At 39.7% G+C, this 15,780-nt stretch carries 15 protein-coding genes; 11 read left to right on the top strand and 4 right to left on the bottom strand.

What is annotated here, in order from left to right; genetic code table 11:
* The first annotated feature begins 8 nt into the window (after positions 1 to 8).
* Genes A33Q_RS07695 through A33Q_RS07680 form a run of 4 tightly spaced genes read left to right on the top strand, consistent with a single transcriptional unit; the run spans position 9 to position 5,481 of the window.
* Positions 9 to 1,568, top strand: a complete 1,560-nt coding sequence (locus tag A33Q_RS07695; protein ID WP_009036223.1) for a hypothetical protein — start codon at positions 9 to 11, stop codon at positions 1,566 to 1,568.
* Positions 1,561 to 3,024, top strand: a complete 1,464-nt coding sequence (locus A33Q_RS07690) for a glycosyltransferase family 2 protein (protein WP_009036222.1) — start codon at positions 1,561 to 1,563, stop codon at positions 3,022 to 3,024. The genes A33Q_RS07695 and A33Q_RS07690 overlap by 8 nt, the downstream gene beginning before the upstream one ends.
* A 4-nt stretch (positions 3,025 to 3,028) precedes the next feature.
* Positions 3,029 to 4,267 carry a YaiO family outer membrane beta-barrel protein gene (locus A33Q_RS07685; RefSeq protein WP_016254902.1) on the top strand — a complete coding sequence of 413 codons (1,239 nt, stop codon included), beginning with the start codon at positions 3,029 to 3,031 and terminating at the stop codon, positions 4,265 to 4,267.
* Positions 4,267 to 5,481: a hypothetical protein gene (locus tag A33Q_RS07680; RefSeq protein ID WP_009036220.1), complete on the top strand. Its 1,215-nt coding sequence runs from the start codon at positions 4,267 to 4,269 to the stop codon at positions 5,479 to 5,481. The genes A33Q_RS07685 and A33Q_RS07680 overlap by 1 nt, the downstream gene beginning before the upstream one ends.
* A gap of 157 nt (positions 5,482 to 5,638) precedes the next feature.
* Here A33Q_RS07680 and A33Q_RS07675 read toward each other — a convergent pair whose 3' ends face one another.
* On the bottom strand, positions 5,639 to 7,663 hold the full coding sequence (locus tag A33Q_RS07675; RefSeq protein ID WP_009036219.1) for an LTA synthase family protein: 2,025 nt from the start codon (positions 7,661 to 7,663) through the stop codon (positions 5,639 to 5,641).
* Positions 7,664 to 7,753: 90 nt separating this feature from the next.
* Between A33Q_RS07675 and A33Q_RS07670 the strand changes: the two genes are divergently transcribed.
* The 6 genes from A33Q_RS07670 to A33Q_RS07645 are packed head-to-tail and all read left to right on the top strand — an operon-like array spanning position 7,754 to position 10,747.
* Positions 7,754 to 8,299 (top strand): class I SAM-dependent methyltransferase, encoded by a 546-nt coding sequence (locus A33Q_RS07670; RefSeq protein ID WP_009036218.1) that lies wholly within the window; start codon positions 7,754 to 7,756, stop codon positions 8,297 to 8,299.
* 30 nt (positions 8,300 to 8,329) lie between these two features.
* Complete coding sequence (locus A33Q_RS07665; protein WP_009036217.1) at positions 8,330 to 8,605, top strand: DUF3253 domain-containing protein; 276 nt, start codon at positions 8,330 to 8,332, stop codon at positions 8,603 to 8,605.
* A 32-nt stretch (positions 8,606 to 8,637) separates the two neighbouring features.
* The gene (msrA, locus tag A33Q_RS07660) at positions 8,638 to 9,291 is read left to right on the top strand and encodes a peptide-methionine (S)-S-oxide reductase MsrA (protein WP_016254901.1); all 654 of its coding nucleotides are present in this window, start codon (positions 8,638 to 8,640) and stop codon (positions 9,289 to 9,291) included.
* A 58-nt stretch (positions 9,292 to 9,349) separates the two neighbouring features.
* Positions 9,350 to 9,862, top strand: coding sequence for a DUF4920 domain-containing protein (locus A33Q_RS07655; RefSeq protein WP_009036215.1), 513 nt, complete (start codon positions 9,350 to 9,352; stop codon positions 9,860 to 9,862).
* A gap of 44 nt (positions 9,863 to 9,906) precedes the next feature.
* Complete coding sequence (locus A33Q_RS07650; protein ID WP_009036214.1) at positions 9,907 to 10,146, top strand: hypothetical protein; 240 nt, start codon at positions 9,907 to 9,909, stop codon at positions 10,144 to 10,146.
* 40 nt (positions 10,147 to 10,186) lie between these two features.
* Positions 10,187 to 10,747 carry a sugar O-acetyltransferase gene (locus A33Q_RS07645; RefSeq protein ID WP_009036213.1) on the top strand — a complete coding sequence of 187 codons (561 nt, stop codon included), beginning with the start codon at positions 10,187 to 10,189 and terminating at the stop codon, positions 10,745 to 10,747.
* 145 nt (positions 10,748 to 10,892) lie between these two features.
* On the opposite strand, the gene A33Q_RS07640 is transcribed toward A33Q_RS07645, so the two are convergent.
* The gene (locus A33Q_RS07640; protein WP_009036212.1) at positions 10,893 to 12,593 is read right to left on the bottom strand and encodes a potassium channel family protein; all 1,701 of its coding nucleotides are present in this window, start codon (positions 12,591 to 12,593) and stop codon (positions 10,893 to 10,895) included.
* Positions 12,594 to 12,756: 163 nt separating this feature from the next.
* Here A33Q_RS07640 and ffh point away from each other — a divergent pair, with 163 nt between their 5' ends.
* Positions 12,757 to 14,094, top strand: coding sequence for a signal recognition particle protein (gene ffh, locus A33Q_RS07635; protein WP_009036211.1), 1,338 nt, complete (start codon positions 12,757 to 12,759; stop codon positions 14,092 to 14,094).
* Between the two features lie 42 nt (positions 14,095 to 14,136).
* On the opposite strand, the gene dprA is transcribed toward ffh, so the two are convergent.
* Together dprA and A33Q_RS07625 are read right to left on the bottom strand one after the other, a co-directional pair.
* A complete protein-coding gene (gene dprA / locus A33Q_RS07630; protein ID WP_009036350.1) occupies positions 14,137 to 15,267 on the bottom strand; it encodes a DNA-processing protein DprA in 1,131 nt (376 codons plus the stop codon).
* A complete protein-coding gene (locus A33Q_RS07625; RefSeq protein WP_009036351.1) occupies positions 15,248 to 15,601 on the bottom strand; it encodes a MerR family transcriptional regulator in 354 nt (117 codons plus the stop codon). Before A33Q_RS07625 ends, dprA begins: the two co-directional genes overlap by 20 nt.
* Between the last annotated feature and the right edge of the window lie 179 nt (positions 15,602 to 15,780).

The raw sequence follows: 15,780 nt of genomic DNA, 5'->3' as shown, positions 1-15,780 counted from the left end.
CAAAGTACATGGCAGGTTTGATTAGCTGCTTGTCTTTGCTTTTATTTTTTACTGCCAATGCGCAGGAATCAGATTTTGTTTCAATTCCATTTACAGAGGTTTTGGAGGAAGGAAATGAAATTCCAGGCCTGAGTTTTATTTACAATGCAGAATTGCCGAGAGGGATAGATGGCACTGCTTATGGGCTTGTTTTTAAAAGGTCCGATGGTGTTTGGGCTTCAGATACTTTAGGCTTTTACAATGAGGTCAAAGCCCTCCAGGATACCATTTTCAATAAGCTTCAAGTGAAAGGAGAAATCAAAAAATTGCTTTTTGAGGATGAAATTTCTGATGAGGGTGTTCAGGAGTATTTGGATAATCTTATCAGAAATGAATTGATCGTTTTAAACGCTTCCGGATCCGCTGATAATGCGGATGTAGGAGAGCTGATTATCCTAGGTAACAAGGTTCCCTTTAAGCCATATTATAAGTTGAAAATTCAGATCCTTTCGGATATCAGGATGCTTTTTCTTATTGGTTTTCTTGTGTTTTTTGTTTTTGCAGCAATTCTTTTAGTGGTCGCTATTTTTATTATCAAAACTCAAAAAAAGAATAGGGATATTCTTGTCAAAAGGTTTACGAGCCTGTCATATGAGCCTTTGAACAATCTTCTTTTTGAAAAATCTTTAGATGAAATAAAACAGATGGATCAGAGGGAATTGACCAATACATTCCCCAAAAAACTGATTCAAAAGTCACTTTTCAAGGATGTGTTGATTCAGGAAATCATCAGCCTGAATAAAAACATGAAGGGGGATTTTAAAGTAAAACTCAAATTGATCTACAGGAAACTCGACTTGGATAAGCATACTATACAAAAACTCAGCTCCAAGCGCTGGGATATTGTCACTACGGGAATTGTAGAAATCAACGAAATGGATATTTTGGAAGCGGAGCCTTTGGTCAGTAAATTTATCAACCACAAAAACTTTTATCTCAGATCCAATGCGGTGGCCACTCTCCTTAATATTTCTGATGATGCAGATCTGAAGGTTCTGGCCAATCAGGAGTACCCATTATCCAAATGGCAACAAATGATTTATTACAGGATTATCAGGTATTCTAAGGACAAGAGAAATATTGCCTATCTGCTAGAGTCCAAAAATGAGTCTGTGAGGGTTTTTGGGATTAAACTGATCAGGTATTTAGGTTTGGTTGATCAATTGGAATTTCTGGTAGGAGTATATCCAGATGCTTCAGACACCGAAAAAATTGAGATCATTCAATGCTTTGACATGTTTGGTTTTGGAATTGGCTTAGAGCAGATTTATGCTGACCTCAAGTCCGAAAACAAACAATTGGTCTTGGCCGCAATCAAACTGATTCAGAATGTGGGGGATAAATTTTCGCTTACCACTTTGATAGAATTAAGCAGAATTTCTGAGGATTTTGACATCACAAAAGCCGCTATGAAAGGCGTGATGATCTTGGATAAAACTGTCTTTGATGAAGTCTATCAAGACTCCCAAAAAGAGTTGGAAATTAAAATCAGTAAACACCTCAAAGATCCTGTATTGAATCATGTATAGCCTGCTATTTGACATATTGGTAGAAGTACTTGGGATCATGTTTCTTTTATACAGTTTCTGTATCATCATTTCCTACCTTATCATAACAGTACTCTCAGCGCTTGAGATGAGGGATCATCTGCGAAAAAATAAATTTGCAGATTATCTGGATGTGGTAACCAGCCCGGTATCTCCCAGTATTTCCATCATCGCTCCAGCATACAATGAAGGCCTGAATATTGTCCAGAATGCCAAGAGTCTGATGACACTACATTACTCCAAGTTTGAGGTAATAATCGTCAATGACGGCTCCAAAGATGATTCTGTAGAAAAGATGATAGAGGCTTTTGACTTGGTGAAAACTGACTTTGCTTACAATTCCAGTATTTCAACTAAGCCTGTAAGGGCTGTTTATAAATCTACCAACAGGTCTTTTGCGAAGCTGACATTTATTGACAAGGAAAATGGGGGTAAAGCAGATGCACTCAATGCAGGAATCAATGTATCCACAATGGACATTATAGCTTGCATAGATGTGGACTGTATACTTTCTTCCAGCTCACTGACAAGAATGGCAAGGCCATTTATGGAAGAGACGAATAGAAAAGTCATAGCTGTGGGAGGAGTAATTGGAGTAGCCAATAATTGTGAGGTGAAAGATGGCACTGTGGTAGATTATAGGGTTCCTGAATCGTTTATAGGAAAGTTTCAGGTAATTGAGTATTTCAGGTCCTTCCTGATGGGAAGAATGGCATGGACGAGAATCAACGGGTTGATGTTGATTTCCGGTGCATTCGGATTTTTCAATAGGGAGATTGTGCAAAAGGTTGGAGGATATTTCCCCCAGACAGTAGGGGAGGATATGGAATTGATCGTTCGTATGCGCAGGTATATGGAGGAAGAAAAAATTCCATATAAGGTAGGCTTTGTTCCGGATCCCTTATGCTGGACGGAAGTGCCTGAATCGGAAGATATATTGTCCCGTCAAAGAAACAGGTGGATGCGGGGAACAATAGAAACGCTGCAATTGCATAAAAAAATAGGCTACAACCCAAAGTATGGGGTTTTGGGTATGATATCTTACCCTTTTTGGAGTGTGTATGAAAAATCAGCTCCGATCATGGAGACCATAGGTGTTTTGTACACCCTGGCCATGATTATTACGGGTGATTTTTCAGCGATTTATCTGGTTGCATTATTTGTGCTGATTTACTTTTTCTCAGTTTTGATTTCATCATTCAGCATTTTATATGAACAATTGGCTTATAATAACTATAAAAATAAAAAAGACTTAAGAAGCTTGTTGAAAGTAGTGCTTTTGGAACCCTTCCTGATCCATCCCAGGGTGGTATGGTGGGGCCTCAAGGGTCATTGGGACTTCCTTAAAGGAAAAGGAGGCTGGGGAGTGATGATACGCTCCGGTTTCAAGAAAGCGGTTGATAAACAAGAAGTACCTGTTTCTCAAAGCAATGGATAAGATTATGAAAAAGTGGCAGCATAAAAGTCTTTTGATTCTGGTTTTGCTAAGCCTTGTTGGCGTGGAGGCGAAGGCTCAGGAAAGTTACGACCCTGATGCAAAATTTTTTGAGGCCAGAAAACTTATTCTGGATGGAAAAAGGGATGAGGGAAGAAAAATCGCAAAAATGGTTTTGGAGAAGTATCCAAATTACAGTGATTTTCATATTCTAATCGGTAGATCTTATTCATGGGATGGGAAGTATGATTCTGCTTCATATTACCTAGATCAGGCAATTACAATATCCCCTCAGTATGAGGATGCTTATTTGGCTTATATAGACAATTTGTTTTATGCAGAAGATTATGATAAAGCCAGGGAAATCATCGACTTGGGGCTGGAAAAAATCGGACCTGTTTCAAACAACCTCAGCTACAGGCTTTCCAGGTATCATTATTACACGGAAGATTATAAAGAGGCTTTGAAAATTGCCAATGAACTGTTTAGCAAAAATGCAAAAATTGACGGCCTGCTCAACTATATCCGTGCCGTGCAGCGCTGGACAAGAATCAATGCCGTTGGCGCTACCTATGATTTTGATTCATTCAGGGGAGCTTTGACTCCTTGGAATACTTATTCTGTCTATGGGAGAACAAGAACGAATCTGACCGGGTCCATTATAGGGAGGATTACCCATTCCAATAGATTTGACGGTTCGGGTACACAATATGAAGTAGATGCATTTCCATCTCTGGGAGAAAATTCTTACGGTTACATCAATTTAGGTGTGTCCAATGCATTTTTCTTTCCTAGTTTTAGGTTTGGTGGCTCTGTTTTTTGGAATCTGAAAAAGGCTTGGGAAATAGAGGGAGGTTACAGACTATTGATGTTTACTGAAAACACACATATTTATACAGGTTCGCTTGGCAAGTACACAGGCAATTGGTGGATCAATTTAAGGTTGAATTATATTCCCGGTCAAGATGGCTCATCTACTTCCGGTAATTTGCAGGCAAGGTATTATTTCAAAGGACCCGAAGACTTTTTCAGTGCTCAGTTTTCTACGGGAGTATCGCCTGATGAAGAAAACAGGGATTTCCAGTCTCAATTGCTCAATTCCTACCGATTGAGACTGGGCTATCAGCATCTTTGGACTGATCGTTGGATGGGCTTTGGATTTGTGGGTTATTCTCAGGATCAGATTTCTTCGAATGTGTTTAGGAATAACCTGAATGTATCAATAGGAACTGAATTTAGATTCTGATGGCAAAGAAATCAAGCAAGACTATACCGCAGGAAACATTACTTTTAGTCAAGTCCATTGCTTTTGTGGTATTTGTTTTCGGTATTATTCCGCTGACAAGTTTTTTGATCTGGACATTTATGCCTGATTCTACCTTGGGCGTTGTTGTGCTGGATAAAACTGTCCCCAATGAAGAAGCCATGGAGCATGCTGCAATTCATTGGACTTTGAATCACCTCAAATACCTCAAGCCAGACGGGAAAGCTTATGACGAAATGGCCGATTACTTCGGGTTTTTTCCTGGTGAAACTCCCGGGGAGAGCAAAATTGCAGATTTTACCAGTCTTTCTTCCAGTGAAAAAAGCAGATTGATAGACTCAAGTAGTCTTGTATATTTTGCGGATACTTATGGGGTCTATGAGAATGATTTTATTGAAAATCCACAAGATGCCCGCTCCGGAAAAATATATGGAGGGCTGGAGCAGCAAGATGTAGATTTTATGGAGGAAGCACTTGAAAAAGAGCGGTACGTCATAGCTGAGTTTAACACGATGGCCAGCCCTACTCCAGTAGATATCAGAATGCAAGTGGAGGAATTGGTTGGGATTCGTTGGACAGGTTGGATTACCCGCTATTTTGATGAATTGGATACCTTGATCAATGATGAATTGCCCAGGTGGATGGTTGAGGCTTATATGCAGCAACATGAAGGAAACTGGGATTTCAAAGGTTCTGGCTTGGTTTTTCTACATGAAAGAGGGAGAATTGAAATTCTTCGGTCTGGAGAAGAGATTTCAAGGGAAGTTCCCAGAATCATGACTGATCTGAAAAATCAAAAAGGATTTGGATTGCCTGAATCTGTGAGTTACCCCTATTGGATTGACATTGTTTTGGTAAGCAGGGAATTTGACGTCATTTCTTATTATGAAATAGCGCCTACTGAGTCAGGAATTGATAAACTGAGGGATATGGGATTACCGAGGTTTTTTCCTGCAGCCATCAGTAAGAAAGTTGGTGAAAACGGTAAGTTTTTCTATTTCAGCGGGGATTTTGCTGACAATAGAATGAGAGGGACCTCTTACAGGTTTTATGCGATTGCAAGGCTCTGGAGACTATTTTTGCATGCCGAGGATTATTCTCAACCCAGTAGTTTTTATTGGAATTATTACTACCCTCTTTTTAAAACAATCCTTGCTGATGCCAAGAAAAATGTAATCATTCCAGAGTCAATGTAATTCAGAACTTTGGAAAAGTTATCCCATGCCTAAGTGCAAGTAGATATTGACCTTTTCCAAAGTTGGGTTAAGGTTTAAAACACACATTTTATGTAATTCAGAACTTTGGAAAAGTTATATTAAACCAAACGACCTTGAGTCAGGAAGATTAAAATTATTATTGTGGTAGATAGACCTTCAAACTGTCCGGAATAATATAATTATTCTCTGTAGCAAAACTATTGGAGGATTTGTAATTTTCGAATGCTGCCTGAACTTTATCTTTGATGGCATTATCGTAAATGGGGTCCAGATTCATGTTGTCCGACAATTTATAGAGTTGATCTCCAGAGAGCACAAACTCCTCCGAGATGTAATCAATAAGCTGGTTTTTATTACGCATCAGAGGATTCGATATTTTTGATTGAAACACTGAAGAGGTATCCATTACAAAGCCTTTCCAGGATACCAGAGAGGGTAGGTTGAGCTCGTATCGCTTGTTCATCATGGCCAGTAGAGTAGGGGTGATTTCGAAATGTGTACTGACTCCATGAAACCTTCTCGCCTCTTTGAGCTTAGTAGAATAGATCATGATGGGGACATGGAATCTGTCGATAGAAGTAGCCATAGGAACTTCAGGCAGTCTGTGGTCTCCTGTGATTATGAATAGGGTATTTTCATATTTAGGCATGGCTTTATACGCTTCAAAAAACTCTTTGATCGCTTCATCAACATAAAGAATACTTGCATACATACTCCTGTATTTCATGTAATTCTCCACCTGATTGGGCTGTACCTTTAGGGTTTTGGACAGGTATTCAGAGAGCATGTTGAAATACTTTTCCTCGTTGGGAATAATAAAAGGGTCATGGGAAGTTTGGGTTTGGAAAATACTTACCTGAGGCTGCTCTGGATTTCTGGGTAATTTCCTCATGCCATTCTGGAACATGGCCTTATCAGGATAGCCCCAGGAAAAACCAGATTTAGAAGGAGTTTCTTCAAAATCATCATCGAATGAAGTAAGGTCCAGGATTCTATCTACTTTTTGGTAATTGAGGAAAGCCCCTACATTGTCAAAATTCTTATCAGCACCAATGTGATAATTGGTGAAATAGCCATTCTGCTTCATCAATGATAAAAAGGTAAAATGTTGCGGAAAATTTGGGGAGAGTTCCATAAAGCCATTTCTGGCATAAGGTAAGGAGCCGAAGATTCCTGTCAGTACTCCGAAAGTCCTGCCTGTTGTGGACATGCCATTTTTCCAATAGAGACTATGATTGCTGAGACTATCCAGAAAGGGTGTAAAACTTCCCAAATAAGCATCTTCACCGGAATAGGCCTTTCCCAAGCCTTCCACGATGACGAATACAATGTCAGGGATTTCTTCAAAATCTTCGAAAAACGGACCCAATACATCCGGGTAGTCATTTTCATGAAGGAATGGATAAGCCGCATCTACAAATTTTTTCTGAATGATCAATTCGTCGCTTCCCCGATCTGCCAAAAAGAAATCAAAGTACATGGAGTTTTGGGTAGCAAAGTAATCATAAGACTGATTGTAGAAGTAGTAAGATTTGTTAACTGCCAGGTAGCTATCCAGTTCACTGCTAAACTTCTTGTTGTCCATATCTGAAACATAATACACAAGAATGTATAGGTAACAGATAGCGGCAAAGTATTTGGCTACTTTAAAGGACACTGGAATCCATTTGCCAAATCCTGTAATCACATAAGCAATTGGAAGTCCTATAATTATGATCAGGATGTTGAAAAAGTTAAGCTCGCCGGAAGCCTTGAGGGTGGCAACAATATCCTTGAAAGAGTAAGCATACAAATCCTGTCCTAAGGGAAGCAGCATCTTGGTGAAATAAAAGAAAAGTCCAGCCTGAAGCAAAACTAAAACTGTCAAACATGCTTGAACGAATGCATTGGCAAAGGTTGGCTTGAAAAGAGATATTAAAACATGAAATATGAACAACAGCCCCAAAGCATAAAACGCCCATCCCAAGTCATAGACCAAGCCTTGGGCTAAAATAAAGGTCTTATTTTTATCCAAATCATGGATGTTGAAGATCGTTAAAACCTCGGCAAACCTTAAAACTACCATCAACAAAATAAAGGAAAGTCCTAATTGCCAAAATTTTACAAATGCAAACCTGATATTCTCCAGTAAGTTAGAACCTAGGGGTGATTGGGTGGACATAAACTGCGTTACTCTTTATCTATTTTTGGAGTTGATTGGAAAGTCAATTCTTTTTCGAAAATACCTATATTGCATAATTAAACAATTATTATGGGAAATAAAGGTACATTATTAAAGGAGTTGTACACCAATATCTCCACCACGGGAGCAGTTACTTTCAGTTCCAAGCCACTTGTTGATAAAATGCTTTCTTATGCAGAGTTTAAGGGAGCGAAGACCATTGTTGAATTGGGAGGTGGAGACGGGAGCATCACTACAGGAATTATTGAAAGAATGGATCAAGATGCTGTCCTGTTTGTTTTTGAAGTCAATAAATATTTCTGTGACGTCCTAGAGAAAGTGTATCCCCAGGATAATATTAAAATTATCAATGATTCTGCTGCGAACCTGGACAAGTATCTTGATGGAGGGAAGGCAGACCTTATTTTTTCTTCTCTACCCTTCAGTCTTATAGATAAGCCCACAAGAAAAGAAATCTGCGAAAAAAGCAGAGACCATCTTTTGACCGAGGGTAAGTTTATTCAGATTTGCTACTCTTACTTGTTGAAGTACCAATTCAAAAACTATTTTCATAAAATTGATACTCATTTCACACTTAAAAATTTTCCTCCGGCTTTTATTATGGTCTGTGATTAAGTTAGCGAACAGGTATCAGGTCAAGCAGTCTTGAAATTTCGTAAGAATTATATTGAATCCAATATCCTACAATTGGCGATTTTGGAAATGCTCAGAATGAGAAACGGGAAATCATTCTGTCCCTCCGAGGTGGTCAGGTGGATATATCCCTGCTCTTGGAAATATTTTATGTCAGATGTGCAGATTGAAATGATGAAGCTCTACAGAGAAGATAAAATAGCCGTGACCCAAAAAGGTGAGCTGGTAAGCAAGGATGAAATACCTTCGGGGCCTGTAAGGATTTCAAAAGCAGGTGAAACTCTTTGAGTCTTTCTTTGTTCTAAAAAGAAAAACAGAAAATGAAAAATACAGCATTGATCATACCCTTTATGCTTATGTGTTTTTTGGCGTGTGGGCAATCTAATTTACAAAAAGCAAAGAATATGCAGGAATTACCCAAAACTCAAGTAAATGTGCCGGAAGGAATGGAAGTAGCTACATTGGGCTCAGGTTGTTTTTGGTGTATTGAAGCCATCTACCAAGATTTAAAAGGAGTGACAGACGTGCGTTCAGGATACAGCGGAGGTCATGTAGAAAAACCGGCATACAGACAGGTGACATCAGGTACCACCGGGCATGCGGAGGTTATCCAATTTTACTATGACCCAAAGGTGATCAGTTTTCAGGATGTTCTTGAGATTTTCTGGTCTACCCATGACCCTACGACACTCAACAGGCAAGGTGCAGATGTAGGCCCGCAATACAGATCCGCAGTCTTTTATCACAGCGAAGAGCAAAAGCAACAAGCAGAGTTTTTTATGAAAAAGCTTGATGAATCCAAAGCTTTTGATAGACCCATTGTGACTGAAATTACCGCGTTTAGTAATTTTTATGTTGCGGAGGATTACCATCAAAATTACTTCAACGACAATGGTATGCAACCTTACTGTCAGGTGGTGATCAGACCCAAGGTTGAGAAATTTAAAAAGGTTTTTGCTGATAAATTGAAGTAATTCAGTGTATTTGAGGTTTGCTTCTTTTAGTAGTTGTCTTTAGTTTTGAAGAAAAAAGATGAAAAAATCCATATTAATTATCGGGATGCTTGCAGTAGGCTTTTTCTCCTGCCAAGAAAAAAAATCCAACGAATCAGAAGCTTTAGTAGGAGAGGAATTGATTTCCAATACCCCTGTTGGCGTTTTTGGTGCTGTAATCAGTGAAGAGGAAATCACACCACTTTCCAATTTGGTGGCTCAATTGGAGGAAGGGGAAGAATTCCATGGCAAAGTCATGGGTGAGATCAGGGAAGTTTGTGCACACAAAGGTTGTTGGATGACAATGGATCTGCCAAATGGTGAAACCATGCGGGTGACATTCAAAGATTATGGCTTTTTTGTACCTAAAAATTCGCAAGGATATCCTGTGATTATAGAAGGTGTTGCAAGCAAAAAGATCACAGATGTGGAGACATTGAGGCATTATGCAGAAGATGCAGGTAAATCCAAGGAAGAAATTGAGGCGATTACCGAGCCTAAAAATGAGTATGCATTTGAGGCGGTGGGCGTGATTATTCAAGAGAATGCCTAGAACTTCAATCTCCTGTCAAAAGAATAGAAAATCTATAATAGACTATGGCTATAGCGCTTGATAATCTTCGGGTTGGAAGAATTTATGATTTCAGGAACAATGGAGAAAACAGAAGGCTGGAAATTCTCGCACGACTTTCAGGAGAAAACTTCAAAGTGAAAGATATGGATACTACTGAGATCTATACCATGGAGGAACTGTTGATGTGGGGAAAGGGGAAAGACTATGAATTGGATGAGGTAATCGATAGTTCCGGCAATGGCATTGTTCCAAAAAGATTTTAATTTTTATCCCTCTTTTATCCGGCCCTGAATATTTTAATCTATGAAAACAGAAAAACAAAAAATGATTGCCGGGGAGCCATATTTGGCTTCTGATAAAACCCTTACCCAAGAAAGACTCGTTGCCAGAAAAATTTTAAAATCTTTCAATGAGAGCGAGCCTGATGAGGCCGAAAAAAGAAAAGGTTTGCTTGATCAGTTGGTCGGGAAAGCAGGGAAAAACTTCCACATTGAGCCTCCTTTTTATTGTGATTATGGATACAATATAGAAGTGGGGGAAGATGTTTTTTTTAATTTTAATTGCATTGTTTTAGATGTAACTCCGGTTAAGCTGGGCAGCAGGGTGCTCTGTGGGCCCAATGTGCAATTTTACGCTGCGACTCATCCCATGGATGCAGATCTGAGAGGAACAATGATAGAGTCAGGCAAGCCAATTACAGTAGGTGACGATGTTTGGATTGGTGGTTCTGTAGTGATTTGTCCTGGAGTCAAAATTGGTTCAAGGTCGGTAATAGGAGCAGGATCAGTTGTGACCAGGGATATTCCTGATGACGTTTTTGCAGCAGGCAATCCATGCAAAGTTATCAAAAAATTAAATCTCTGATTCCGGGTTTTATCCTATGTTGATTTTTAGAAAAACATATCCTTTTGTTTCCTTTATATTTCTGTTTGTTAGTTTCTTTTCTTATCCCTTCAGAGAAAGGCCAGAACTGAAAAAAAGGATTGTGGAGGGAAGATAAGTAAAGGTCTTATTTCTCGTCTACTTTATACAATTTAAAAAACTCGTTTTCCGCATCTACTGTCCCGATAAGGATAATTTCGGCACCTTCCTCAAGCTTGAGGCTGGGTTCAGGATTGATCATTATTTCCCCTCCTTCTGGTTTTACGGCAATAATGGTACACCCTGTTTCTTTACGTATTTCTGAATCTGCGATTGATTTGTCGATAAGAGCTTCCGGTACTTTTATTCGGATCAGATCAAGCCCTTCTGCTACCATAAGAACATCATTTCTTCTCAATAAATTTAGGATGGCATTTGCGCCCATTGAAGCGTAGGAGAGAACGAAGTCTGCCCCAGCTCTGTGGATTGAAGCAAGGTTCCTTTCATGGGTGGTTCTGGTAATGATTTGTATGTCTGGTCTTAATGATCTACAATAGATAGTCAGGTACACGTTGACATCATCATCGTGAGTAGTAATGATCACACATGGGGAATCCATAATGCCGGCCTCTTTCAAGACCTCCAGATCGGCGGCATCTCCTATGATGGTTTTTGCCATACTTTTTACACGGAAGGGATCTTTTTCTACAATTCTATAATCTAAATTTCTTGCTGCAAGTGCCCTCCCCGTGGCCCTTCCCACTCTTCCTCCGCCTACTATTACTATAGGTGCAGAGTGATTGTATTTGAGTTGGTACGTTTTGTTGTAAGCATCCATCTGTCTTGCCGATCCTGCCAAAACCAAGACCGTACTTTCATTGATCAGAATATCAGGTTGGGCAGGCATAAACTTGCCCCTTTCCCAAACCCCGACCACGCTTACTCCAATCGTTTGACGGAGTTGTGTTTCTTTGAGCGTCTTATCCACCAAAGAGCACCCCGTTACACTTGCTTCAGCAATAATCAATTCCCCAAATCTGCCGATTACATGGGCGTTTGCGTCGCCTCCATTCGCCCTTCTGGAAAGGATTTTTCCCATGTCCTCCCCTAATTGTAAAACGTGATTGCATCCGGCCAAATTGAGGATATCCAAAGAAGCACTTGCATTGCAGGTTCCAATAATAGGTACATTTTTATTGATACCCCGAACTGTAAATGCAACATTGGTATTTAAAACATCAGATTCAGTTGTTACTACAAGTGCAGCATTTTCCACTCGGCCTTTTTTGTAGGTTTCAGGGTCTCCCAAGTCACCCAAAAGAACTTTTATGCCTAATTCTCTTAACTCCAAACCTTCGGGCAGGGTAGAGACAATAACAGCATATTTATAATTATATCTTTTGAGTTTTTTGATCAGAGCTTCTGTCACCGGACCAAATCTGGTAATGAGGACATGGTTTTTGATATCTTCTGGCAAATCTCTTGGGACTTTTGCCTGTTCCTGTGCCTTCATCCATGGGGAATAGAAAAAGTTAATGAAAGTAAATGGAAATAAAATAAGCAGAAAAAGGGTGCCTGAGGAAAGTACAATGATAGAGAAAAGTCTCCCAGCATCTGTTTCAAAGGTAATATCCCCGAAACCTAATGTTGACATCACTGTCAAAGTCCAATAAATCCCGGTAAGAAAGCTGAATTCCCTTCCTTCCTGAAGCATCAAAAACTGGAAGATAAGGGAAAAAATAATGATCAGGGAAAATAAAACCAGAATGAACCTCACTAGGGTTTTGAAATTTTTCCGGTCAGGTCGGTTTTTGAGAAAAAGCACCACCTGGGTTGCAAGGGTTTTCATAAGTTTATGTATAATAATAAAATTCAAACTAGGAATAAATATCCCAAATTCAAATGAAGTTAAAAAGAGTAGACATAATAATGGAATAATCCGGCATAGAAGCTCTTGGGAATTCCCCTTAAACGAAATAAATTCCTATTTTTGCCACAAAGAAATAATAAGCATGTTTGATAATCTGAGTTATAAATTAGACAGGGCCTTCAAGACGCTGAAAGGTACTGGGAAAATTACTGAAATCAACGTGGCGACCACAGTCAAGGAAATCAGAAGAGCCTTGATAGATGCTGACGTGAACTATAAAGTGGCCAAAGATGTCACCGACACCATCAAGGAAGAAGCTTTGGGTAGGGATGTCCTGATTGCGGTTTCACCAGGTCAGTTATTGGTCAAAATCACCCAAGAGGAGCTTACTAAATTGATGGGTGGTACCAAGGTGGACGTCAGCCTTCAAGGTGATCCAGCAGTCGTTTTGATCTCGGGATTGCAAGGTTCCGGTAAGACTACTTTTACAGGTAAGTTTGCCAATCTATTGAAAAAGCAGGGCAAACAAGTACTTTTGGCTGCCTGTGACATATATAGACCTGCTGCGATTGATCAATTGAAAGTATTGGGAGAGCAAGTAGGAGTGGAGGTTTATGCCGAACCAGAAAATAAGAATGCACTAGAAATCGCTAATAATGCCATTGCGCATGCCAAGAAATCAGGGAAAAAGATTGTAATCGTCGATACAGCTGGGCGACTTGCTGTGGACGAGCAGATGATGCAGGAAATAGAAGGCTTGAAAAATGCATTGAATCCATCTGAAACTCTTTTTGTCGTGGATTCTATGACAGGTCAGGATGCGGTCAATACAGCAAAGACCTTTGATGAAAGATTGAATTTTGATGGAGTGGTCCTGACCAAGTTGGACGGTGATACGCGTGGGGGTGCAGCTATTTCAATCAGACATGTAGTCAACAAGCCTATTAAGTATATCTCTACGGGAGAAAAGATGGAGAACATCGATGTGTTCCATCCGGACCGTATGGCCCAGAGAATACTCGGTATGGGAGATGTCATTTCTCTGGTGGAAAGGGCACAGCAGACTTTCGATGAGGATGAAGCCAAACGCATCAATTCCAAAATCAGAAAGAACCAATTTAATTTTGATGATTTCCTTTCTCAGTTGGAGCAAATCAAAAAAATGGGGAATATCAAAGATCTCATGGGAATGATTCCTGGTATGGGTAAAGCCATGAAAGGTTTGGATATTGATGATGACTCCTTTAGACCAATAGAGGCTATCATCAGAAGTATGACCCCAATGGAAAGAGAAAATCCGGATGTTATCGATGGAAGCCGAAGAAAGCGTATAGCAGATGGTAGCGGTAGAAGTATTCAGGAAGTCAATAACCTGATGAAGCAGTTTGCTGATATGAGAAAGCTGATGAAGCAAATGAATAAAATGGGAGGAGCACAAAAAGCCCTGGGTGGGATGCTGCCTAAAATGGGAAAACGATAAAAAAAACCGGCCTGATTTCAGGCNGNTTTTTTTATTCTCAATTCAATATGCCTGCAAGCGGTATTTTTTTCCGGGTAAGGATTTGATAATTCCCTCAAATTCAAGTGTTAGCAGCTTAGATGCTAAGGTTGACAATGAAAGGTCTGTAAGGAGTGCCAAACGATCTATTTCAACCTCTTTTTTATCCTTGAGAATTTTAAGTATTGCCTGTTCTTCTTTACCATATTTTTCCAAATCTACAAAGCCAGGGGAAACTTGGTTGTTGGATGAACCATCTTCTCTAGTCCAGGAAAGCGCCTCCTCCAAATCTTTTGGGCCAGTATAAATGGATGCTTTCATTTGCTTGATCAATTGATTGCAACCTTCACTGTAGGTAGCTTGAAGATTTCCAGGGACTGCAAAAATCTCTTTATTGTAACTATACCCAATCTCAGCGGTAATTAAAGCACCGCCTTTTTGCGCAGCCTCTACGACAATGAGCGCATCTGAAAGGCCTGCGATTATCCGGTTGCGTCTTGGGAAATTGCTGGGATGCATTACTGTGCCAGGAGGATATTCACTGACCAATCCTCCTGACTCCATCATTTCTAAAGCTGTGTTTTTGTGGAGAGAAGGATAGATTTGGTCCACTGAAGATCCCAGTACAGCGATGGTTGGATTTTGATTGAACAGGGATGCTCTGTGTGCCTCTATATCAATTCCATAGGCTAAACCACTGATAAGTGTTGGGGTATAGGGGCTTAAGTCATCGATGATTTTTTTTGTAATGTTTCTGCCATATTCTGTAGCATTTCTGGTGCCTACCACCCCTACAGTCCTCAATGGATTGAGGTTGAGATTTCCTTTGACAAAGAGTATCATAGGACAATCGTCCATAGGTTTTAGGCGAGCAGGAAACGCAGGACTTGAAAAGCTGACAATTGTAATTTTTTTCTTCAGACAATTTTCAATAATATCCTCTGCATTTTTCAAAAAAATGTCCTTGCTTTTTCTAAGCTCCAATAGCCCTTTGCTTACTTTCGGGATTTTGCCTGCCTTACCAGCCGGCATTTCAAAAAAGTTTCTGGCAGAGCCTGTATAGGCCATGATATTCCTAAAGATAGCAGGACCTATCTTGGGAATAAAATTCAGCGCCAGCTCAAAATGTAATTCTTCATTGATCGCTGTTGACATGCATGGTATCTCTGATTTCTATTAAAAAACGTTTGATCTGATGCAGACGGTCTACCATTACGGCTTTGTCATAGACTTTTTCCTTACTTCCTTTGATGACTTCCTGAGCGCCTTGAAGCGTGTAGCCTTTGATTTTGACCAATTGGTAGATATACCTGATTTTTTCTATATCATCCTTGGTAAACCTTCTGTTTCCTTTCTTATCCTTTTTGGGTCGGATAATGTCAAATTCTCCCTCCCAATACCTGATCAAGGATGGAGCTACTTTGAACATACTTGCAACTTCACCTATAGAGTAATATTTTTTCTCGATTTCTTTTTCTTTGTATGGCACGACTTTGAATTTTTAAAATTTCAACAAAATCAAGTACCTATAAAAGGTACAATCAGTTTTAGAAAATCAGCATTTTACTTTACCACTCCTGATTAATGTCCTGCATCAAATTAGCAAGAGCCTGAATTCCAACTGAGCAATTAACCTGCCAAGTGGGGTTTTGAATTTGGCTGAGTAGA

The organism is Indibacter alkaliphilus LW1, assembly GCF_000295935.2.
GTDB lineage: Bacteria > Bacteroidota > Bacteroidia > Cytophagales > Cyclobacteriaceae > Indibacter > Indibacter alkaliphilus.
This window is presented reverse-complemented; position numbering and strand designations above follow the sequence as displayed.